Origin of the sequence: Laceyella putida (genome assembly GCF_042665195.1) — a bacterium.
Lineage (GTDB): Bacteria > Bacillota > Bacilli > Thermoactinomycetales > Thermoactinomycetaceae > Laceyella > Laceyella putida.
In genome coordinates this window covers 1-22,548 of sequence record NZ_JBHTBW010000037.1, presented here as the reverse complement: position 1 = coordinate 22,548, position 22,548 = coordinate 1, and the positions used below count along the sequence as shown (strand labels likewise).

Here is a 22,548-nt window from a genome sequence, read left to right as displayed (position 1 = left end):
ACTGACACACACTTCCTCTAACCTTTTCACATGAGCGGAGCCCAGCGGAAATGGGTGGGGACAACGATCACCTGAGGAATCCCACATCGTTTCGTATCATGTCATTCATGAAGACTTATGAACATTTTGTGATAGCAAATGTGATAAATTTATGAACTCATCGTATATGTGATATTAATCACATGCAGATTTAGTATTAATGCGATATAATCACACTGATCTCGCTTTATATTAATAACTTTATCTGTTGAATACTCTGATTTTCTTTAATAAAGAGATGGTGCGAGGCGAAGTGACAAAAGCTGTCAATCTACACACTCCGTTGTATATGTGATTTTTCTCACAAATCGATTTTTGACATAAAGCAATCATTCGCTTCGTTCCCTTCCTTTATGCAAATATCGCCATCCTGAATCACTCAGGTTACTTCCTTTTCTGAGAGGAGAGATGAAACAAAGTGAACAAACACACGCTGCTGAAATCAGGGAAATTTTCTCTGATGGTTGCCATCACGGCACTGTTGTTATCGGGATGTGACAGCCGATATCTCGTGCTTAATCCGCAAGGTCCGGTCGCTCATGAAGAATATCGCCTAATTGTGCTTTCCGCGATCTTGTGCGCCGTTGTCGTCATCCCTGTTCTGGCCATTCTGGTATATATTATATACCGCTACCGGGATAAACCCGGAAACACGGCACCCTATACGCCAGATTGGGACGACAGCAAAACGCTGGAAATCATTTGGTGGGGAATCCCCGTGATCATTATCGCCATCCTTGGCTTTTACACGGCAAAATCCACATACGCCTTGGTGAAGCCGCCCGTAACCAATGCCAAACCCATAACCATTCAAGTCACTTCTCTTGATTGGAAATGGCTGTTCCAATACCCCGACCAAAAGATCGCCACCGTCAACTATGTTGAAATCCCGGCGGGAGTACCTGTTCAGTTTGAATTGACATCTGATGCGCCGATGAACTCGTTTTGGGTGCCTGAATTGGGAGGGCAAGAATACACAATGCCCGGGATGGCGATGAGACTTTGGCTGCAAGCGGACAAGCCGGGAACGTATTTTGGGTCCGGCGCCAACTTTACCGGCAAAGGGTTCGCCCATATGAGGTTCCAAGTGATCGCTAAACCGCAATCGGAATTTGAAGCTTGGGCCAAACAAATCAAAGAGACAGCGCCGGCCTTGACGAAAGACGGATACCAAAAATTGACACAAAAAGGCTTGGCCGACAAGATGTCCTTCTCATCTTACCCACCGGGGCTCTTCAATGAAGTCATCGATAAAAACGGTGGGAAATACATGAGACATCACATGAAAAACAGTCATGGTTCCGAAACCGAAACGGATCATTCGAAGATGGATCATTCGGAGATGGATCATTCGGAGATGGATCATTCGGAGATGGATCATTCGGAGATGGATCATTCCGAGATGGACATGTCGCATACGGACGCGCATATGTCCAAATGACGGAAGGGAGAAGGAAAGATGCTGGATAAAATCAAAGACTTCGCTTCCCATTTTTTCGTGACCGGCGAACCGATGATTTACGCCGCGGATGTGTTGATTGCCTTATCGATCTTAACGGTTGTGTTCGTCCTCACCTATTACAAAAAATGGGGCTGGTTATGGCGCGAATGGTTGACAACCGTCGACCACAAAAAAATCGGGATCATGTACTTGATCGCCTCGTTGCTCATGTTATTCAGGGGTGGGGTTGACGCCCTGTTAATGCGTTTGCAGTTGGCATTGCCAAATATGCACATTTTGCATGCCCAACATTACAATGAGATTTTCACCACCCATGGAACCATCATGATTTTGTTTATGGCCATGCCATTCATGTTTGCTTTGTTTAATATCGTCGTTCCGTTGCAAATCGGGGCGCGGGACGTCGCCTATCCTTTCTTGAATGCGGTAAGCTTTTGGTTGTTTGCCTTTGGGGCCGCGCTCTTTAACATTTCCTTTGTGATCGGTGGCTCCCCGGATGCCGGTTGGCTCAGTTACCCGCCGTTGTCCGAGCTTTCAGGCAGTCCGGGGCCCGGGCAAAACTTCTATATTTGGGGGATTCAGATTTCCGGGATCGGCAGCTTGGCAACGGGAATCAACTTTATCGTGACGATTTTGAAAATGCGCGCCCCCGGCATGAAGTTAATGCAGATGCCCCTGTTTACTTGGTCAACTCTCGCCAGCTGCATCTCGATCATTTTTGCCTTCCCCGTGTTGACCGTTACGCTTGCGCTCTTATTTGTTGACCGTTTCTTCGGCGCCCACTTTTTCACCATGTTGGGCGGCGGTAACCCGATGATGTATGTCAACTTGATTTGGATGTGGGGGCATCCCGAAGTGTATATCGTCGTCCTTCCGGCATTCGGGATTTTTTCGGAAATTGTGAGCACCTTTTCGAAAAAGAAAATCTTTGGATACAAATCGATGGTGTTTTCCATGATGATCATCAGCATCCTGGCCTTTTTCACATGGGTTCACCACTTCTTCACGATGGGTGCCGGCGCTGATGTCAATACTTTCTTCGCGATTACGACCATGGCTATCGGGATTCCGACAGGCGTGAAAATCTTTAACTGGTTATTCACCATGTTCCGCGGCCGGATTCAGATGTCGCAACCCATGTTGTGGACCCTTGCGTTTATCCCATGTTTCGTGGTTGGTGGCGCAACGGGTGTCATGCTCGCGGTTGCCCCCGCGGATTACCAATACCACAACAGCTATTTCCTCATCGCCCACTTCCATCAAGTGTTGATCGGCGGTGTCGTCTTTGGTTATCTGGCCGGATTGTACTATTGGTGGCCAAAAATGTTTGGATTTAAGCTGAACGACCGGTTGGGCAAATGGGCGTTCTGGCTGTGGAACATCGGATTCTATGTATGCTTCATGCCGCAATACGCTTTGGGATTCATGGGCATGACCCGACGCGTCTACACCTACGGTTGGGACATGGGTTGGGCTCCGTTCAACTTCATTTCAACCATCGGCGCCTTCTTGATGGGGATCGGCTTCATCTTCCAAGTGTGGCAAATCCTTTACAGCATCAAACACGGTGAACGCGACACAACGGGTGACCCTTGGAATGCGCGCACATTGGAATGGTCCATTCCGTCACCGGCGCCCCATTACAATTTTGCCGTTGTTCCTCATGTGAAGGGGCAAGACGCTTGGTGGATCATGAAAGAAGAAATGGAAAAAGCCGGAGCCAAGAAGGAGACGGTTAAACTTGAACCCATTCATATGCCGAAAGACTCCGGCATCCCGTTCTTGATGGGCATCTGCTGGTTCATCACCGGCTTTGGCCTGACCTTTAACTGGGTTTGGATGGGAGTGATTGGACTGATCGGAGTTGGTGTTTGTCTGTTGGCCCGTTCATTCCAATATCAAACGGATTATTACATCTCTGTTGACGAGGTGAAGCGTACGGAAGCCTCATTGGGGAGGGTCGTGTAATGGAACATGCGGTTTCTCATCAAGAACACAGCCACGAAGAACATGAATCCTTAAAAATCCTGGGGTTCTGGATTTTCCTGGTAACGGACTGTATTTTATTCGCCACTTTGTTTGCGACCTATGCGGTGTTGCGCACGCACACCGACGGCCATTTTACCGGACAACACCTTTTTGAGGTGCCGGGATTTGTGGCGGAAACCTTTATCCTCTTGACGAGCAGTTTTACGAGTGGACTTGCCGTCTTGGCCATGAACAAAGGGAAAGTGAAGTCTCTCATCGGCTGGTTGATCGTCACTGCCCTGTTGGGATTGGCGTTTGTCGGATTGGAGATCGACGAATTCGCCAAAATGGTATCGGAAGGCGCCACCATTTCAACCAACGCTTTTCTCTCAGCCTTTTTCACCTTGGTTGGCACACATGGCCTTCACGTGTCAGTTGGCCTGGTTTGGATGATTGCCATCATGATTCAATTAAGCCGCCATGGAATCAACTCCGTAACCAAACGAAAAGTGACCGTCATCGGGTTGTATTGGCACTTTCTTGATGTGGTGTGGATCTTTATCTTTACAGTCGTTTATCTGATGGGGGTGATGTAACTTGTCACAACATGAAAATCACGGATCTTTAAAAACCTATGTCACAGGGTTTATCCTTTCAATCATATTGACAATCATTCCTTTGGTGCTTGTATTGAACCACATGTTGGGCAAGGGACTCCTTACCTTCACGATTTTGGCGATGGCCGTTCTGCAACTGTTTGTTCAATTGTTTTTCTTTATGCACATCAATGAAGGTGAAAAACCGCGCTACAATGTGATGGCTTTAATCATTGGCGCGATCTTGACTTTCACCATTGTGGCCGGCTCCATCTGGATTATGTCGTTCAACTCACAAGTTCACTGATCCTTTGTTCACAAAGATTTATATCCCTTCTTGGACAACTCTCTGTGCAGCCTTTGGTTGCATGGAGAGTTTTTTCATAGGGACCGATCTCCATGTTGACACGGAGTTCCCTAATTTAGCCGAAGAACTAAGAAAAATTGGGCGGTGCCCGCGTGATTCTTGCCATTGCTTCAACCTTTTTATCGAAAATCAATTTTCACGATTTTTCTTTATCTGCTATTGCTACGAGTTTCTTATCCCTATATTGGGATATTTATATAAATTTCGAACATGATTGGAGGCAGACGGAAAACGGTCTGCCTTTGTTGTTTGTGTTACTACTAGGGCATGTCTGGCAAATCAAGTTGATCGATAGGAGGCGGCGGAAAATCTTTTTCCCGATGAGCGCCGATGGACAAGTGAAGCGAATGGGACAACGGGTTTGGAGCCGCCGCCATATTTATCAGACACGCCTTAGCATTTTCAATGACCTCAACTCTGGAGGTGGATAAGCTATCCGATCCGCCTTCTCATCCCATCTTCCGCCAACTGGATTTCCCGCAAAAATGCTCCCATGTCTTCAAGCGCCGGCCTATGCCTTAAGGCGTGTATACTTGTGTCTTACCATTTTTCAACCAATGAATCCACACACTCTCAACCGGAATGTTTTGCTTTTTGTATTGAAATGGTTTCGGTGAATAGTTGGCCACTATTTCGAGTTTTCCCCCATAGACCGTTTTTTGGATGGAACGATCGGGAGTCAACCAATCAAAGCGGGTCATTTCCAACAAGGAAGCTTGTTTATGCACTGGCGAAAAAAACCTGTAATGTTTCTTGATGATGGCTTTATCCTGATTCCACGCGTTGAGATTCAAATGATACAACGGCGGAACATCATACAGCATTTCGGTCAGCGCACGGGTTTTCGTTTCATCGCGCAGTTTCAAACTGCCCATTCCCCAGTGGTGCGTCGTGATGACGGAATCGTGGAAAACCAATTCATATAAAGGGAATTGGAACCGAGGGTCGATAAATACGCGATGATATTTCGGTTTGATCGGAACGGGCTTCATAAAGACATCGGGCCCTTCCGGAGGCCAGTATCCGCCGAGATAATACTTGGATGATTTGTCTCCCATATCCTTATCGACCCAACCCCCAAGTGCCGGGGTAGTCATACCGTGGGCAAAGGCAACGGCCGGAGCGGTATACCATACGCCATTTTCCGTGCCGACGACCAAACGATGGTCGGCGAACCAATTTAAGCGTTTGATCTTTGCATTCATGTCGTCTTTCTGCGTCGCCGGGTGCTCGGCAGAGTAATCTTCGTGCAATTGCCCGTCACCATCCGCATCGACAAACCACGAATTCAGGTTCACGTTCTTCATGATGGAGGAGTGCCTCTTTTCAACATAAGGAGCTGTGACAAGCGGGCTCGCGGTATACCCTTTCCTTTGGAAACCGGGGACTTTCATCCCGTCGGCCCTCACGATGGCACCATGGTCATACAGCCATTGATCAAAAATCGCGGTTTTGAAAGATGGGTCCTCCGGGTTTTTCGGATTCAGGACCGTGTTGTATGAATCATATGTGGCCGCCAAATATCCCATCGATTGGGCTAGCTTGACAAATTGTGGGTGCTTGTACGCCAATTCCCAATCCGCTACCCCCAGCCATAAGCGATCCAATCCGGCGGAGTGGAACTGTTTCAATATTTTCGTAGAAACGCCGTCTCCCCAAGAAGATACGGGTGTCAACACTTCTGGGAATGCATCGTGAAGCAACCAATCATTTAACTGATAAACCGATGATTCATTCAATGATGAAATGGGTTTGCTCAATAACGTTTTTGTTTTTTGAGCAAGATGGGTGTTTTTCCACGCTTCTTCCTGATAGAACCCGCGATTGCTCAGGACTGCGTCCAAGCTTCTCGCAACGGTTTCTTTTTGGAATTTGTCCGCGTCATTTTGCGAAGCGATCTTCGTTAAGGTATTCCGCCCCTCTGAGTCAAGCAACTGCCATACCCGTTTCCCGGGAGATGGGCCATTCGCTTGCGCTTGCCCGACAATCCGTTTTGCGAATTTCCCCCAATCCTTGATGTCATCCGGAGATAAATGGCCACTGCCCCATATGTACACATGGGCCGCTCCGAGCAACTTTCGGACGGACGGGTTTTTCCGGATTTTAGCATGAAGGCTCACAAATTGGCTCCGATCAACCAAGGTTTGGCGAAAGACTTTGGCCGGTTCGTTCAAGTCGCCCTTTCCCCAATAAATGGCTACCCCGTATGCCTGGTGTATGGTTTTTTTGGTGAAATCATGCTTTACACTCAGTCTCAAGTGTTCATGATCATTCCCAAAGGTCACGGAATCATTAAACGGGTTGTCCACTCGATAAGTCAGGGTGCAGCCATTCCCTTGCACTCCCCAAAAGGGCATGGAAAACGCTTCGTTAAGAGAGGATTCGCCTCTTTCCGTCAAATATTGAATCCAATCTTTGTCCCGTGTCGGCACGTAACGCCCCTCGGCCAAAGGGAGAATCATGGCCTTATTCTCCGCTTTATTTCCAAGCACCGGCCACGTGACAGCTGTTTCTTTGTTTGCCTCCACCTTCACTTTGACCGATTTTTTCACAACTTGGACCAGTATCTTAAGCCCTTTTGCAGGAACTTCCCAACTGGCGCTACTGCTTCCTTTCCGCATATGTTGAATGTTCACGGCCGCTTGGGCTTGGGAAATCGTTTGAAACGGCTTGCCGGGCACCCTCATCTTGAGTTCCCATGTGCTTGGAACCATGTGCACTTCCAATTCTTTTGTTTTCAAAACGAGCTTCGATCCGGACACTTGCCGTTCGTCGGATAGAGGGTTGATCTTGGTTGCATCTGAAGTGTCAATCTCTCCCGCAGAAGCCTTCCCGAAAGAAAAAGCGTTCCGCTCCATGAACATGCACACCACTAATGCCATCGCCACAAATACACCGATAAAGATGAAGGCCATTTTCTTCTTATGCATAAACATCCTCCTTGCAAAATCCATTTCTTTGTCGCGGCTCACGATCTCCCATCAGTCACCCATTCTGCTCTTCATCATGTCTCAATCTCCGCTGACGCAAATAAAAAAGGCGATAGAGGGCATAGCCAAGAAGGCCGCCTGTCAAATTAAGGAGAATATCATCCACATCAAAACGTCCCAAATCAAACAAATATTGAAGTGTTTCAAAGAAGAAGCTGGTGGAAAAAAGGTAGGCAAACAACCGCTCCAATGGATGGCAGCTTGAGAACAGCAAAGGCAACAGCAGACCCAGCGGGATAAAGAAAATAATGTTCCCGAACAGATTGCAAACCCAATTGAATAAGGGATAGTGATCAAAATAGATCAGGTAATTTTTTATGGTATGGAACGGGACCAAATTATGATATACATAACTGTACTCCGGAAACTGCGCTCTTCTGTGTATGATGAAATCCCTGCCCACAAAACGGTCCATATTGATGAAAAGCAGATAAACCATTGAAAGCATGTACACGAGAAATCCCATTCCCACCCATTTTTTGCGATACTCATCGATGAGGGGAAGGGATTTTTTGAGTTCCCTGGCGATGGTCTGATGGGTCCCAAACGCCTCTATCGCCAATTGTTCCGCTTTCCGTTCATCATATCCATCACTGGCAAACTCTTCTTTCAACATTTGCAGGTGATCGAGCAGCTCATCATAAATGTCTTGTTTTTTCCGTTTGGAGCAGGGCAACCCACGAACAATCTTGTCCAAATACTCTTCCAGGCCCATTTTTATCCCTCCCCGTTTAAGGCTGCCGTAATCAGGTTATGCATGGCATGCCAACCTTTTATTTTTTCTTCCATCAGCTGAAGCCCTTGCTTCGTGATGCGATAGTATTTCCGCCGGCCCCCGTTGCCATTTTCTCCCCAATAAGATTCAATGGCTTTTTTCGATTCCAGGCGCTTTAAGGCTGGATATAAGGTTCCTTCACCGATTTCATACATTTCACCACTCAACACTTTTATCTTTTTGGCCAATGAATAACCGTATTGATCCTCTTGTGCGATCAGCGAAAGAAGAATAAGATCAATACTTCCTTTTAACAACTCTTTTTCCACGACAACTCTCACCTCTTTGGTTATGTTGATTTTAAGGTAATGACGGTGATTTCTGGTCTGCAATTAAACCGAATAGGAAACCTTGTCATTCCGATCCCCCTTGTGGTGTACACTTGAAAATCGCTATTTACCTGATACAATCCACTCGGATATTTTTGTGAATGGGGCGGAGTATAAATCGGTCCCACAAACGGAAGGCACACTTGTCCCCCATGACTGTGGCCGGATAATTGCAGATCAACCGGATAATGGGCATATTCGTCGGCAAAATCCGGCTCATGCGCAAGCAGGATCGTACAGGCATTTTCGGGAATGCCTTGCAAGGCCTGTTCAATCTCCGGCTTGCCCACCCACGGGTCATCCACCCCTGCAAGAAAGATCTCCTGCCCCCTTTTTCTCAAAGGAACGTGTTTATTTTCCAAAAGGCGGAAATCCGCTTTTCGCAACACCCGCTCGACGTCCCAGCGGTTTCCCCAGTTATCGTGATTCCCCAGTACCGCATATTTCCCAAATGGCGCATGAAGTTGGGATAAGCATCGAATCGTTTTTGACACTCCAACGGGCTGGTGGTCAAAAAGATCACCGGTAAAGCAGATCACATCGGCGTTGGTTGATTGAATCAGCTCTGCCACAGAAAGCAAATCACCCGGTTTAAAATGGTCTCCCAGATGCAAGTCACTGAAATGGCAAATGCGGAAATCACGGAAAGATTCAGGTAAACGTGGTAGAATGATGTCTACCTTTTTCGTTTCAATGAAATGGGGTTCGATCCAATAAGAATAAAACGAAGATAAACCCAGAGATCCGAAGACACCTAAAGCATATTGGATGGTTCTCTTAATAAACGTTCTTCGGTTGACGGACGTTTCGGTTTTCATAAATGCACCTCATGGAAAAATATCAACATGTTTTCAAATCACGAATACATGTTAACACTACATACATCGAAATACAATGTATTTTTAAAATGGAAATACCTTTTAACTGCTTATTTCTGCGGTCAACTATGATTGTTACACTTAACAAGGATAGAGTACTATTCGAAAATGAGATCCAAATATGATTTTATATCCGCTCAATATGTTATATAATTGATTTCGCGAATATATTTAATAGTTTGTACAATCTTAAAATTCCATTTTCAATTGAAGGAGGGGTGCATCAGTTAGTTGAATCTGAACTTCTCTGCTACTTGTTCCATCATTCTTAACCAACAAAAGAGAGGAAGTGCATCCGTGACCAGAGTTAGACTATTTTTTGTTTACATACTTTTCTCTTTCGTTTCCGCCATGGGACTCCAATTGGTAACGTCTGAACAAGCGAATGCTTACGGTGCTTACGTCCCCGAAATCAAACAGGTGTACAGCAACTGGTGTTGGGCGGCAAGTGGTGCCGCGGTTGCGCAATATAAAGGCAAAAACGTTTCTCAATATGATTTTGCTTATGCTGTCAAAGGTGGGTACTATAATAACCCCGCAACCAGTTACGAAATCCAAAAAGGGCTGTCCCACAATGGTTTAACATCCAGATGGACAAATTACAACGGAAATTGGTATTACCCCAACTACTCATTTATTCAATCACAAATCAACAATGGCAGACCGATGATTCCGCTTATCTGGTGGACAAACGGGGCCACGATTGGACATTTTGTCGTTATGGATGGGTATTTCACATCTAACAACACCAATTATGTAGAATACATGGACCCTTGGTACGGAGATCACTACTATATGAATTACAATTCGTTCAAAAACAACAACAATTTTTATTGGAGAGAACTCATCTATGATGTCGGTTACTGATCATGGATAACATCAAGGAGGAGATAGGTCATGCTAAGAAGCTTAAAATTCATCATCCCTACCATCGCTGTCGTCGCCACTGTCGGACTAGTCGGTTTTATCGGTAGCGGGTTCGCTTCAGACCAACCTGAAAAAACAGCGTTTAACGACTATCTGAAAGCGATTTCGCAAAAATCTCCAAAGCAGGGGAAATCTTTAATGCCTCATGAAGCCGTCTCAGTTGAGGGACTCAAACTCTCTTCCTTCTCCATTCCGATTTCCCTTACGCCAGACGCAGGAGGAATCAGATCTTATAAAGGGACCAGCCTTGCCGGAATGCTGAAACCTTCCGATGAAAAGCTTTGGTTCATGATGAAAGGAGACCAGCCGCAGGGCATTGTTGTCGCCAATCATGCCGAACCTATTAAAATGGGCGGGAAAAACCGCAGCAAAGATTTGATGAAAATGTACAAAGCCGCGAAAACCAATGTAAAAAGAGACAACCAAATCCGTTACTTCGAATTTGAAGGACAAGGCATCTTCGTTGCTAAGACAAGCAAAAGCGAAAACGTTTATCTGAGCCAAGGTGCCGCCAAAGTATTAAATCTGCCCGCCGGCAGAAAGCTTTCCCCTTCCGATGTAATCGCAAAGATGAAAGGCCATCTTAATTAATTCTGTAACCCCTACGGTTATAAAAAATCAGGATAGCTCTTTCAGTCCTTCGTTTTTGATGTTGATCGCAGCATTCACAGCGCAAGCAAATATTCGCTCAGACAGGCTGAAGTTATCCTTCGTTGGACCACAATTTGAGCAGGTCTTGAAAGATGGAAAACCACAGATCAAATTTGATCCGTGGTTTTCCTTTTTTCATTACAGCATCCAGTCTTGTAACTCTTTTTTCTGTGAAAGCAGTCTTTTCACGCTCCTCGTGTCATCACATCTCTCCCGTTCAGATTGTGATAACCCGCTCATCATTCATGTATGAGCGGGACGAAACGAACTTTTCCGGTTTCGTCCCTGCGCCTTTCCATGAGGATTAAATGCAGTTATAAACCATTTAAGAGAAAGGATATTGACGCGGTTCATCGTTTACACTTTGATCATTGACGTGAATCATTCCGGTTTGAATTTGCTCAGCGACACGAATCCCTCTTTCAATCGTTCCGGCGAAAACTGATCCGCTTAGCCCGTACAGCGTACCATTGGCCGCTTCAATGGCCTCTTCTTCGCTGTCCACCGGAATGATAACGGCAACAGGACCAAAAATTTCGTTCTGTGCAATGGCCATGTCATTTCTGGCGTCGATGAGAATGAATGGTTCCATCAAATTGCCCTTTACATTTCCTTTAAAAATCAGCTTGGCTCCTTCTTGCACGCTCTTGTCTATTAAGTTCAGGATTCGATCCACTTGTTTTCTATTGATAAGCGGGCCAATGATCGTATCGTGTTCTGCAGGATTTCCCACTTTTATTTTGCAAACTTTCTCCATAAACACATCAACAAACTGTTTATAGATTTTACGGTCTACAATGATTCTGTTGACAGACATACAAATTTGGCCCTGATGGATAAATTTTCCGAAAACGGCGGCTGAAGCGGCTTGTTCTACATCTGCGTCATCGAGTACAACAAATGCGCTATTGCCTCCCAGCTCAAGAGCGGCTTTTTTGAGATGCTGGGCGGCAACCGTTGCTATATGCCGTCCGGCAGCCGTTGATCCAGTGAATGAAATCATTCTCGGAACCGGGTGTTCTAAAAAATAGTCTCCAATTTCATTAAGATCATAGACAATAACGTTCAACAACCCATCAGGGATTCCGGCTTCCTGAAACACCTCAGCAATAATGATCCCACCGGCGATAAACGTTTGTAAGTCGGGTTTTAGCACAACGCCGTTTCCTGCCGCCAGTGCCGCTGTCACGGAACGCATAGCCAGATGGAGCGGAACATTCCACGGGGCAATCACACCCACTACACCTAATGGAATACGATATACCCGATTTTCTTTGCCCGGTATAAGAGATGGCAGAATTTCTCCACGCATGCGCAAAGGATAAGTTGCCGTTTCCTTCATGAAATGGATTGCGCTATTTACTTCAAAATTCGCTTTAACAAAAGAACTCCCCGTCTCATCTATGATAAGATTGATGACTTCCTCCTTTCGATTTTCCAGGATTTGTGCCGCCTTTTCGATTATTGCTGATTTATCAAAGCAGGCACAGCTTCCCATACTTTCTGCGCGTCTCGTGCAGCCTTATATGCCTCATCCACGTCTTTCTTATTCGCCAATTGCATTTTTGCCAAGGGTTTCCGGTGGTTGTACCTGCATGAAGTTAGAACTCCTCGACTGGGGCGTGTCTGGCAAATCAAGTTGACCATTGGAAGAAGGCGGAAAAACCTTTTCCGATGAGCGCCGATGGACACGTGAAGCGAATGGAAAAACGGTTTTGGAGCGATCGCAATAGCCATTTCTCCACCCAAACGGAAATCAGAAATGATTAACAACTCCTCTCCAAGATGGAGAGGAGTATAATCAACGAGGAAACATCGAAGTGTCAAACTGTTTTCAACTCTTGTTGGATAAATTAGAAGAATATCGTGATTCATTGATATATGACATCGAAAATCTGTGAGACGATTCTTTACTTCTCATTTAAAATATATCGAAGTACCCTCGTTGTAATATTTAATTTCTTGCTCAATAATTGCCTGTTTCCCTGTGTTTCAGACAGCCCCTTTTCAATAATTTTTCTCCCGATTTCCCCTTCCATCTGTCTGATCCGCTTCATTACTTTTTTCAAATCAATCTGCTCGACAGAGTCTAAACCATTTATCAGACGTTGCACAAATTGTTTAGCTTCCCGCTCAATAAAATCTTCTGTTTGCATTGCAACCGATATTTCTTTATCGGGATTCTGCGCTCTGTTTACCAGATACTTTGGAAGATGGTCCGGTGTTAATCTCTTACAGTCATGAATGGCATGTGTCTGATTGAGTACGTTATGGAGCTGTCTCACGTTACCAGGCCAATCGTACATTTTTAAGATCTGGGCGGTATCCGAATCAAGCCTGCACTTACCGCCATATTTTTTGTCAAGATAGTTCTGCGCAATCAGCGGAATATCCTCGCGTCTTTCCCGCAAAGGAGGGATTGACAATTTCACTCCCTCCAACCGGTACAAAAGATCGGCACGAAATCGGTTGTTTTCAACCTCGGATTCCAAATTTCGATTTGTGGCTGAAATGAACCGCACATTACTCTTTCGTATCTCTTCACTGCCTACCCTCATGAACTCTCCCGTCTCTAACACGCGCAACAATTTTACCTGGATAGAAGTCGGTGCCTCTCCGATCTCATCCAGGAATAGCGTTCCATTGTTTGCCAGCTCAAAATACCCCTTGCGGGTCTTGATCGCCCCGGAAAATGCCCCTTTTTCGTGTCCGAACAGTTCACTCTCTAGCAGGGATTCCGGTATCGCCCCGCAATTGATGCCCACGAACGGATATTGGGCTCGCAGACTGGAACCGTGAATAAACCGCGCTAATAGTTCCTTGCCAGTCCCTGTTTCTCCCTCGATTAAAATGTTAATCGCTTTCTTCGCCAATTTGCTCGCTACGGTAAGAACTTTCTGCAATGGGCTTGAAGGCGAAAAAACGATCCCATACTCCGCCGCTTCTAAATTCAGTTTTTCTTCTTTGATGAAAGTGTTCATCAGTACTGAATCAATTACTCTTTCCAGGCTGTCCAGGTCATCAAATGGTTTTTCCAGATAGTCTTTTGCCCCCGCTTGAATTGCTAAAACAGCTGATTTGACGGTACTGTAGCCGGTCATAATAATTACTTCACAGGCAGGGTGTTTTGCTTTAATTTTTGACAACAACTCCAGTCCATCTGCATCAGGCATCTTTAAATCCACCAATGCCAGGTGAAAAGCGGGTGTCTGTTGGAAAAGAAGCTCCTCCACTTCTCGCCCTGAATTGGCAACCACCACATCACAATCCTTATCTTCCAAGAAATACCGAAAAAAAGATGTCACTTCGATTTCATCATCAACTACAAGCACCCTCTTCACTTTACTCCCCTCCCTCAATAGATTGGATTGGCAGCAGAAGGGAAAATTGGCTGTACTCGTTGACCTTACTGTCTACCAGCAGCTTCCCGCCATGAGACTCTGCGATGCCAAGACTTACGGAAAGTCCGAGGCCGGTGCCCTTCATTTTTTCTTTTGTTGTGAAGAAAGGATTGAATATCTGGGATATATGTTCTTCTTCAATTCCAACTCCATTATCGCGCACGTAGACCGAAACGTAATGTCGCTCCTCCAAACAAGTGAGACAGGTTCCAACGATGACTTCCGGGTTGCTTTTTCCTTGTACGGCATCTTTTGCATTGAGAAGAAGGTTGATCAAAACCTGTTCGATTTGATGACGGCTGCCTCTGACGTGAGGAATGGTGAGATCCGTTTCTTTTTTTATTGAAATACCGGAAACAGATAGTTGATATCCTACTAAACTTAATACATCTTCAACCACATCACATAGGTGTATATTTTCAAATTGATATTCTTCTTGTCTCGAGAACGCTAATAAGTTTTGTATAATTTTTTTGCTGCGAAGGCCGCATTGATAAATATCGGTTAACATCTTGCCTAATCGCCCGTCTTTGATTTCTCGCATAAGAAGCTGGACATTTCCCAGAATCGCTGTTAAGGGACTGTTCAGTTCATGGGCGATTCCTGCAGCCATCTCGCCTAAAGCGGCCATTTTTGCCGACTGAATGAGCTGAGCCTCGATTTTCACTTTTTCACTAACATCCTTAAACAGGAGGATGTTTTCGATGGATACTCGCACATGTTCGCCGATCCTCTTATAAAACTGAAACTCCTCTTGGGGATACTCCACTTTTTCCCGATTCAAGAGAGTGAGAAATCCATATATTTTTCCAGCCTGATTTTGCAAACAAACGGACGTACCATAACTGTCCGATATCTCCCTTTTTAATAACTTTTTAAATTCTGTAATCGACATGGTTGTGCCCGTTTGATTTTGTCTTTTGACTAAGTGACAAGACCAGTTTGCTCCATCCTGTTCCGAAATGTAAAAGAATAGATCAGAATGGTCTATGAGAGTCAACACAAACCGGTCAAAAGTAAGCACTTGAGAAAGCTGGGATGCGATGTAGATACTGACTTCTTCCCATGACTTGTTCACATGGATTTGAGTTAATTGGTTAATCACTTCCAACTGTTTATTCTTTTTCTGCATTTCTTCAACCATAGCGTTTAATTCGCTGTAATAGCTTCTTCGCGAAGACCGGATTCCTGTCAATTTATCAATCAACTCTTGTTTTCCGCGCATTAGAACTCACACCTAAGCACTTTGTGGAACAACATCTTCACATCTGTAGCGGACATGTCCCGCGGATTTGTGACCATACAGGCATCCTGAACCGCATTATGGCTTAAAAAATCAAGCTGCTCTTCTTGCAGGCCCAAATTTGACAGGGAGTCGGGAATATCGAGATCGCTTGCCAAGTCTTTAACCGCTTTGATGGCCAATTGAGCCGCATCCGTTAAGCTGAGACCGTTCACGTTCTCGCCAAATGCTGCGGCTATATTTTTGTATTTCTCAGGAGAAGAGATCATATTAAACTCCAACACATAAGGCAACAAAATAGCATTGACTTCTCCGTGCGGAAGATCCAAAAACCCGCCTAATTGATGTGACATCGCATGAACGGCTCCCAAAATCGCATTGGAAAAAGCAATTCCTGCCTGCAGGCTTGCCATCGCCATTGCTTCTTTTGCTTCGCGATTGTGCTGGCTTGCCACAGAAGGTCTCAGGTACTTCGCAATTAAGCGAATTGCTTGTAACGAATACACTTCAGTCAGAGGAGTGGCTGCCAAAGAAATATAGGATTCAATTGCATGTGTCAGGGCATCCATTCCTGTATTTGCTGTTAAACGCGCGTCTTTAGTCATTAAGGTCTGGGGGTCAATAATCGCAATATCGGGAATTAACGACTTGGAGATAATCGTCATTTTAACCTTTCGCTTTGAATCGACGATAATTGAGAACTGAGACACTTCGGAGCCCGCCCCTGCGGTTGTGGGAACCATTACCATTGGCGGAAGCGGACGGGCAACATGATCCACCCCTTCATATTGATGGATCGTCCCTTCATTGGTCCCCAGTAAGGCAATCGACTTTGCCGCGTCAATTGCACTTCCTCCCCCAATTCCAACAACCGCGTTGCAACCGCTTTCACGATATGCCTTAACACCTACCTCCACCTCATAATCCTTTGGATTTGGAGTTGTGTCTGACCACAAGTAATAATCCAGTTTGCATTCTTTTAGATAATGGATGGCTTTTTCCACCCAACTGGCATTCACAACTCCTGGATCGGAGACGACGAATACCTTTTTCGCTCCTAACCGAAGCATACTTTCCCCAACTTGGCTCAAAGAATGGGTGCCAAAAATAATTTCCGGTGTCATGAATTTAGTTATCCCCATTGAGACTCCTCCCTTAGTTCTTACTTTAACGAAACGAAAGGACGAAAAAAAGTCATATCAGCCGTTTTTTCGTCCTAAAATGTCGAAACTTCGTCCCTATCCCACTAGAATCTTATGATATTACTTTATTTTTGGATTGGCACGAGTTTTGCAAATTTAAGTAAGTGTGTTGTAAACACAATAAATACTTAGGAGGAATCAAAAATGAAGGCTGCAGTTGTCAATCAGTTTCATCAAAGTTTGGAAATCAAAGAGGTGCCGATTCCGGAACTCGGTTACGGCGAAATCTTGGTAAAGATCAAAGCTTGCGGAGTGTGCCACACCGACCTCCATGCCGCTAACGGAGATTGGCCGGTGAAACCGAAGCTTCCCTTGATTCCGGGCCACGAAGGGGTAGGTGTCGTAGAAAAAGTCGGAGAAGGGGTAACCTCCATCAAAGTTGGAGATCGCGTCGGAATTCCGTGGCTCTACTCCGCATGCGGTGAATGCGAATACTGTTTGACCGGTTGGGAAACATTGTGCAAAAACCAATTGAATGCTGGCTATTCGGTTGATGGCGGATACGCGGAATACTGCAAGGCACCTGCTGCCTATGTGGCCAAAATCCCTGATAACCTGAGTTTTGAAGAAGCAGCCCCCATCTTTTGTGCCGGTGTAACCACTTATAAAGCTCTGAAGGTTACGGATGCAAAACCGGGCGACTGGGTCGCGATTTATGGTATCGGCGGTCTCGGACACGTTGCTCTGCAATATGCGAAAGCTATGGGATTTAACGTAATTGCGGTGGATATCCAAGATGAGAAACTTGAACTTGCCAAGAAGTTGGGAGCGGATCTTACGGTCAACGGTAAATCTGTCGATCCTGTAGAAGCAATTCAAGACCAAGTCGGCGGTGCTCATGCCGCAGTAAGTGTGGCAGTGACTCCAAAGGCGTTTGAACAAGCGTATCGTTCTGTAAGACGCGGTGGCTCTCTCGTTGTAGTTGGTCTTCCGACCGGGGAGTTGCCGATTCCAATCTTCGATACGGTTCTCAACGGCGTCACCGTAAAAGGCTCGATTGTTGGTACAAGAAAAGACCTGCAAGAGGCTTTAGATTTCGCAGCCCGCGGCAAAGTGACGACAATTATTGAAACACAACCTCTCGAAAAGATTAATGAAGTTTTTGAGCGTATGGAGAAGGGACAAATCAACGGTCGTGTTGTCTTGACGTTAGAGTGAGTTGAAAGCGTTTTCGTTTTCTCGTAGTTATCCCCTATCGATCGGGTGGCGATCCCGTGGCTGGGTTATGCCTGCGGTGTGTGCGACTACTGCAATTCCTGCTGGGAGACTCTGTGCGAAAAGCAGTTGAACATGGATACTCCCTTGATGGAATCCAGCCGCCGGAATCCGTGGACTGTTGAACTTTTCTCCCGTCCGGCCTTCGGTACCTCGCTGGGTATGTCTCCGGTCCGTGGATGTTGCTAACGAGTTAGAGAAATTGATTTTGTTTACCAAGGCATCTTTTAAAAAGGAGGATGAAACGATGAGCATGAAGCTTGCTGGATACAGTGCACCGAACACGAAAGGAAGCTTGGTTCGATATAAAGCCAAGTATGACAACTTCATCGGCGGAGAATGGGTTCCGCCGGTCGACGGGGAATATTTTGAAGTCTCGTCCCCCGTCGACGGAAAGGTCTTTACCCAAGTAGCCCGTTCCAAAAAGGAGGATATCAACCTCGCCCTAGACAAAGCCCATCAAGCGAAGGAAAAATGGGGCAACACTTCCGTGACGGAGCGGAGTAATATCCTCCTCAAAATTGCAGACCGCATGGAACAAAACCTGGAGCGTCTAGCTTTGTCCGAAACCTGGGATAACGGGAAAGCCATCCGCGAAACCCTGAATGCCGATCTACCCCTGGCCATTGATCACTTCCGCTACTTCGCTGGGGTTATCCGGGGCGAGGAAGGCAGTGTTTCCGAACTGGATGCCAACACCGTCGCCATGCACATCAAAGAACCTATCGGCGTCGTCGGACAGATCATCCCCTGGAACTTCCCGCTATTGATGGCTGCCTGGAAGCTGGCCCCCGCTCTGGCCGCTGGCAATTGCGTGGTATTGAAGCCCGCGGAACAAACGCCGGCGACGATCATGCTCTTTGCAGAATTGGTTGCCGATCTGCTCCCCCCGGGGGTTCTGAATATTGTCAACGGTTTCGGACCGGAAGCAGGGGCACCACTCGCCTCGTCCCCTCGGGTCGGAAAGGTGGCTTTTACCGGCGAGACGACCACCGGGCGGCTGATCATGCAGTATGCTTCCGAAAATATCAAGCCCGTTACCCTGGAATTGGGGGGCAAATCGCCTAACATCTTTACCGAAAGCGTCATGAGCCAGGACGACATCTTTTTGGACAAAGCATTGGAAGGGTTCACCATGTTCGCTCTCAACCAGGGAGAAGTCTGCACCTGCCCCTCTCGTGCTCTGATTCAGGAATCCATCTACGAAGCTTTCATGGAAAGGGCTTTGGAACGCGTCGCCAAAATCAAGCTGGGTGATCCGCTAAATCCCGAAACGATGATGGGTGCCCAGGCGTCCAACGATCAATTTGAAAAGATCTTAAGCTATATCGACATCGGCAAAAAAGAGGGCGCTGAAGTTCTCGCCGGCGGAAAGCCCTATGAGAACCCGTATTATCCGGGTGGATATTATATCCAGCCGACGGTGTTCAAAGGGAACAACAAAATGCGCATCTTTCAGGAGGAAATTTTCGGTCCCGTCGTTTCGGTAACCACTTTCAAAGACGAAGCTGAGCTCTTGGAGATTGCCAACGACACCCTTTACGGCCTGGGTGCGGGACTGTGGACTCGGGATGCCCATCAGGCATACCAGCTGGCCCGTAAAATCGAAGCCGGCCGGGTGTGGGTCAACTGCTATCACCTGTATCCCGCCCACGCCGCATTCGGCGGTTACAAACAGTCCGGCATCGGCCGCGAAACACACAAGATGATGCTGGAACATTATCGTCAAACCAAGAACCTACTGGTGTCCTACGACAAAAACCCGTTGGGCTTCTTCTGATCCGGGGTCTGGCTGCGGTAACCGCGGGAGTATCGCGGTTACCGTTTTTTACTTCATCTGAAGGAGGATTGCCTATGGAAGAACTGGTCAAACGGGTCGTGGCCACCGACGAAGCCAAAAAAGTGATTCGGCGGCTTCAAAGGAAACACGGCGAGCTGATGTTTCACCAGAGCGGTGGCTGCTGTGATGGATCGGCGCCAATGTGTTTTCGGAAGGGTGATTTTCGTGTGGGCGGTAGTGACGTCCTGTTGGGTGAAATCGAAGGATGTCCCTTTTATATTTCCCGATCGCAATTTGAGTACTGGAAACATACCCAACTGATTGTCGACGTAACCGAGGGAAGGGGAGCCTCCTTCTCCTTGGAGATTCCGTTAGGAATTCGCTTTCTTATCCGGTCGCGGTTGTACGATCCGGATGAGCGTAAACGTCTCTCCCCCGTATTTTCAGTCACCAGGAAATGCTGAGTATTCCTTCGTGAACGTCGTGCTCGCTTATAAGGAATCAACATTGAAAAATTGGTTCTTAACTATAATTGATTAAACTCAATAATATGAGGATTGGTTTCCTTCTGATGTCCACACAACAGCCAACGCAGATCCGGGCTTTGGGATTGGCGATATTGTACTAAGGAGGAGTTTGATGGTGACTGGACCATAATTTTATAATGCTTTCGAAAACGGAGGGTTGTTTTTGATGAATCACTCGGAACGTCTGTCTGTGATGACGGCAAACAACAATATGGAAAATTACGAGGAAACGTACCGATCTTTTGATTGGAAAGAAGTCGAAAAAGAGTTTTCTTGGTATAAAACAGGAAAGGTGAACGCCGCGTACGAGGCGATCGATCGGCATGCCGAGTCGGACCGCCGTGATAAGATCGCCCTTTACTACAGCGACCCGGAACGGCAAGAACAGTACACCTTTGCGGAGATGAAGGAGAAGTCGGATCGCTTCGGCAACGTCCTGCGACGACTCGGAGTTAAGAAAGGAGACCGCTTTTTCGTTTTCCTGCCGCGGACTCCGGAACTGTATTTCAGCGTTCTCGGAGCAATCAAGATCGGAGCGATTGTCGGGCCGTTGTTCGAAGCATTTATGGAGGCGGCGGTTCACGATCGGATGGAAAACAGCGAAGCGGTGGCGGTGATCACCACACCCGCATTGTTGGAACGGATTCCGGTCAAAGAACTTCCGGCGTTGAAACACATCATTCTCGTTGGTGCCAAGAGCGATTTGAACGAAGGGCATTATGATTTCGATCTAGAGATGGAACGGGCATCTTCCAAACTGGACATCGAGTGGGTCGACCGCGAGGACGGGATGTTACTTCATTACACATCGGGTTCCACCGGCAAACCAAAGGGTGTGCTGCATGTTCACAACGCGATGCTTCATCACTACCAGACGGGAAAATGGGTGTTGGACCTGCAGGAGGACGACATTTATTGGTGCACCGCCGACCCCGGTTGGGTGACGGGAACATCTTACGGGATATTCGCCCCATGGCTCAACGGGGCCACCATCGTTATCCGTGGCGGCCGGTTCAGTCCGGATGATTGGTATCAAACGCTGGAGAGGTACGGGGTAACGGTCTGGTACAGCGCGCCCACCGCTTTCCGCATGCTGATGGGAGCCGGGGAAGAATTGGCGAATCAGTACGATCTGTCGAAATTGCGCCACGTGCTCTCCGTTGGCGAGCCGCTCAACCCGGAAGTTGTCCGGTGGGGATTGAAGGTGTACGGGCTACGCATCCACGACACTTGGTGGATGACGGAAACAGGCGGTATCTTGATCTCTAATTATCCGAGTATGGAGATCAAGCCCGGGTCCATGGGGCGCCCGTTTCCCGGAATCGAGGCGGCCATCGTCGATGACGAAGGAAACGAGCTTCCTCCCTACCGGATGGGCAACTTGGCAATCCGCACGCCATGGCCTTCGATGATGAGATCAATCTGGAAGAACAAGCCGACATACGAAGAGTATTTCCGGATCCACGAGTGGTACGTGTCCGGCGACACCGCTTATAGGGATGAGGACGGTTATTTTTGGTTCCAGGGGCGCTTGGACGACGTGATCAACACGTCGGGCGAGCGGGTCGGACCGTTTGAAGTGGAAAGTAAATTGGTGGAACATCCGGCGATCGCCGAGGCCGGGGTGATCGGCAAACCGGACCCGGTGCGGGGAGAGATTGTCAAAGCGTTTGTTTCCCTGAGGGAGGGATACAAGCCATCCGAAGAATTGAAGGAAGAGATCCGCAGATTCGTGAAGGAAGGGTTGGCAGCCCATGCCGCTCCGCGCGAAATCGAGTTTAAAGAAAAGCTGCCCAAGACCCGAAGCGGGAAGATTATGCGCCGGGTGTTAAAAGCGTGGGAATTGGACTTACCGACTGGAGATTTGTCAACAATGGAAGGCTGAGTTATGAAGAGGGGAAGGCAATCGATTACTTTAAAAGATGAATGATTCGAGAGATGGTTCTCGAATCTGAGGTGAACATCATCTGTGCTCAACAGGAGGCAACCAGCCTTAATCAAAGCAATATGTCACCTTTTTTAAGAGACAAGTAGAATGATCAACCTGCCAGGCGCAAAAGAGGATATTTCGCTTCTGACGCCTTCAAGAGTAGACTAATCGCCACCATGGCAAAGGTTCAGCCCGGTATCATACTAGGGCGTGTCTGGTGAATCCATCATGATTTCCTGTTAGAATGTTCATAACAACAAAAGCAAGG

The 22,548-nt window shown here is 46.9% G+C and carries 19 protein-coding genes; 11 read left to right on the top strand and 8 right to left on the bottom strand.

Annotation, left to right across the window (positions count from 1 at the left end; translation table 11 throughout):
* Window positions 1-457 precede the first annotated feature (457 nt).
* The 5 genes from ACFQNG_RS11835 (at window position 458) to ACFQNG_RS11815 (ending at window position 4,863) form a co-directional block, all read left to right on the top strand.
* Entirely contained in the window at window positions 458-1,480 is a 1,023-nt protein-coding gene (locus tag ACFQNG_RS11835) for a ubiquinol oxidase subunit II (RefSeq protein WP_379865259.1), read from the top strand.
* Window positions 1,481-1,498: 18 nt separating this feature from the next.
* Window positions 1,499-3,469 carry a cbb3-type cytochrome c oxidase subunit I gene (locus ACFQNG_RS11830; protein WP_379865258.1) on the top strand — a complete coding sequence of 657 codons (1,971 nt, stop codon included), beginning with the start codon at window positions 1,499-1,501 and terminating at the stop codon, window positions 3,467-3,469.
* Complete coding sequence (cyoC, locus tag ACFQNG_RS11825) at window positions 3,469-4,065, top strand: cytochrome o ubiquinol oxidase subunit III (protein WP_379865257.1); 597 nt, start codon at window positions 3,469-3,471, stop codon at window positions 4,063-4,065. Before ACFQNG_RS11830 ends, cyoC begins: the two co-directional genes overlap by 1 nt.
* Window position 4,066: 1 nt before the next feature.
* Complete coding sequence (gene cyoD, locus ACFQNG_RS11820; RefSeq protein ID WP_379865255.1) at window positions 4,067-4,372, top strand: cytochrome o ubiquinol oxidase subunit IV; 306 nt, start codon at window positions 4,067-4,069, stop codon at window positions 4,370-4,372.
* 152 nt (window positions 4,373-4,524) lie between these two features.
* Window positions 4,525-4,863: a hypothetical protein gene (locus ACFQNG_RS11815; RefSeq protein WP_379865254.1), complete on the top strand. Its 339-nt coding sequence runs from the start codon at window positions 4,525-4,527 to the stop codon at window positions 4,861-4,863.
* An 87-nt stretch (window positions 4,864-4,950) separates the two neighbouring features.
* On the opposite strand, the gene ACFQNG_RS11810 is transcribed toward ACFQNG_RS11815, so the two are convergent.
* The 4 genes from ACFQNG_RS11810 to ACFQNG_RS11795 are packed head-to-tail and all read right to left on the bottom strand — an operon-like array spanning window position 4,951 to window position 9,344.
* Window positions 4,951-7,362: a glycoside hydrolase gene (locus ACFQNG_RS11810; protein ID WP_379865253.1), complete on the bottom strand. Its 2,412-nt coding sequence runs from the start codon at window positions 7,360-7,362 to the stop codon at window positions 4,951-4,953.
* Window positions 7,363-7,417: 55 nt separating this feature from the next.
* Window positions 7,418-8,137, bottom strand: a complete 720-nt coding sequence (locus tag ACFQNG_RS11805) for a VanZ family protein (protein WP_379865251.1) — start codon at window positions 8,135-8,137, stop codon at window positions 7,418-7,420.
* A 2-nt stretch (window positions 8,138-8,139) separates the two neighbouring features.
* A complete protein-coding gene (locus tag ACFQNG_RS11800) occupies window positions 8,140-8,466 on the bottom strand; it encodes a PadR family transcriptional regulator (RefSeq protein ID WP_379865250.1) in 327 nt (108 codons plus the stop codon).
* 20 nt (window positions 8,467-8,486) lie between these two features.
* Window positions 8,487-9,344: a metallophosphoesterase gene (locus ACFQNG_RS11795; RefSeq protein ID WP_379865248.1), complete on the bottom strand. Its 858-nt coding sequence runs from the start codon at window positions 9,342-9,344 to the stop codon at window positions 8,487-8,489.
* Between the two features lie 357 nt (window positions 9,345-9,701).
* On the opposite strand from ACFQNG_RS11795, the gene ACFQNG_RS11790 reads away from it, so the two are divergent.
* On the top strand, window positions 9,702-10,271 hold the full coding sequence (locus tag ACFQNG_RS11790; protein ID WP_379865247.1) for a C39 family peptidase: 570 nt from the start codon (window positions 9,702-9,704) through the stop codon (window positions 10,269-10,271).
* 30 nt (window positions 10,272-10,301) lie between these two features.
* Window positions 10,302-10,922 carry a hypothetical protein gene (locus ACFQNG_RS11785; protein WP_379865246.1) on the top strand — a complete coding sequence of 207 codons (621 nt, stop codon included), beginning with the start codon at window positions 10,302-10,304 and terminating at the stop codon, window positions 10,920-10,922.
* Window positions 10,923-11,307: 385 nt separating this feature from the next.
* On the opposite strand, the gene ACFQNG_RS11780 is transcribed toward ACFQNG_RS11785, so the two are convergent.
* The 4 genes from ACFQNG_RS11780 to ACFQNG_RS11765 form a co-directional block, all read right to left on the bottom strand.
* A complete protein-coding gene (locus ACFQNG_RS11780; protein ID WP_379865244.1) occupies window positions 11,308-12,480 on the bottom strand; it encodes an aldehyde dehydrogenase family protein in 1,173 nt (390 codons plus the stop codon).
* A 412-nt stretch (window positions 12,481-12,892) separates the two neighbouring features.
* Window positions 12,893-14,323 (bottom strand): sigma-54-dependent transcriptional regulator, encoded by a 1,431-nt coding sequence (locus ACFQNG_RS11775; RefSeq protein WP_379865243.1) that lies wholly within the window; start codon window positions 14,321-14,323, stop codon window positions 12,893-12,895.
* 1 nt (window position 14,324) lies between these two features.
* Window positions 14,325-15,608, bottom strand: a complete 1,284-nt coding sequence (locus ACFQNG_RS11770) for a sensor histidine kinase (protein ID WP_379865242.1) — start codon at window positions 15,606-15,608, stop codon at window positions 14,325-14,327.
* Complete coding sequence (locus tag ACFQNG_RS11765) at window positions 15,608-16,768, bottom strand: iron-containing alcohol dehydrogenase (RefSeq protein ID WP_379865240.1); 1,161 nt, start codon at window positions 16,766-16,768, stop codon at window positions 15,608-15,610. The genes ACFQNG_RS11770 and ACFQNG_RS11765 overlap by 1 nt, the downstream gene beginning before the upstream one ends.
* Before the next feature lie 204 nt (window positions 16,769-16,972).
* Between ACFQNG_RS11765 and adhP the strand changes: the two genes are divergently transcribed.
* The 4 genes from adhP to acsA all read left to right on the top strand — a co-directional run bounded on the left by adhP (window position 16,973) and on the right by acsA (window position 22,235).
* Window positions 16,973-17,986: an alcohol dehydrogenase AdhP gene (adhP, locus tag ACFQNG_RS11760; RefSeq protein WP_379865238.1), complete on the top strand. Its 1,014-nt coding sequence runs from the start codon at window positions 16,973-16,975 to the stop codon at window positions 17,984-17,986.
* 304 nt (window positions 17,987-18,290) lie between these two features.
* Window positions 18,291-19,823 carry an aldehyde dehydrogenase gene (adh, locus tag ACFQNG_RS11755; RefSeq protein WP_379865236.1) on the top strand — a complete coding sequence of 511 codons (1,533 nt, stop codon included), beginning with the start codon at window positions 18,291-18,293 and terminating at the stop codon, window positions 19,821-19,823.
* Window positions 19,824-19,897: 74 nt separating this feature from the next.
* Window positions 19,898-20,287 carry a DUF779 domain-containing protein gene (locus tag ACFQNG_RS11750; RefSeq protein ID WP_379865235.1) on the top strand — a complete coding sequence of 130 codons (390 nt, stop codon included), beginning with the start codon at window positions 19,898-19,900 and terminating at the stop codon, window positions 20,285-20,287.
* A gap of 229 nt (window positions 20,288-20,516) precedes the next feature.
* Complete coding sequence (acsA, locus tag ACFQNG_RS11745) at window positions 20,517-22,235, top strand: acetate--CoA ligase (protein ID WP_379865233.1); 1,719 nt, start codon at window positions 20,517-20,519, stop codon at window positions 22,233-22,235.
* The last annotated feature ends 313 nt before the right edge of the window (window positions 22,236-22,548 follow it).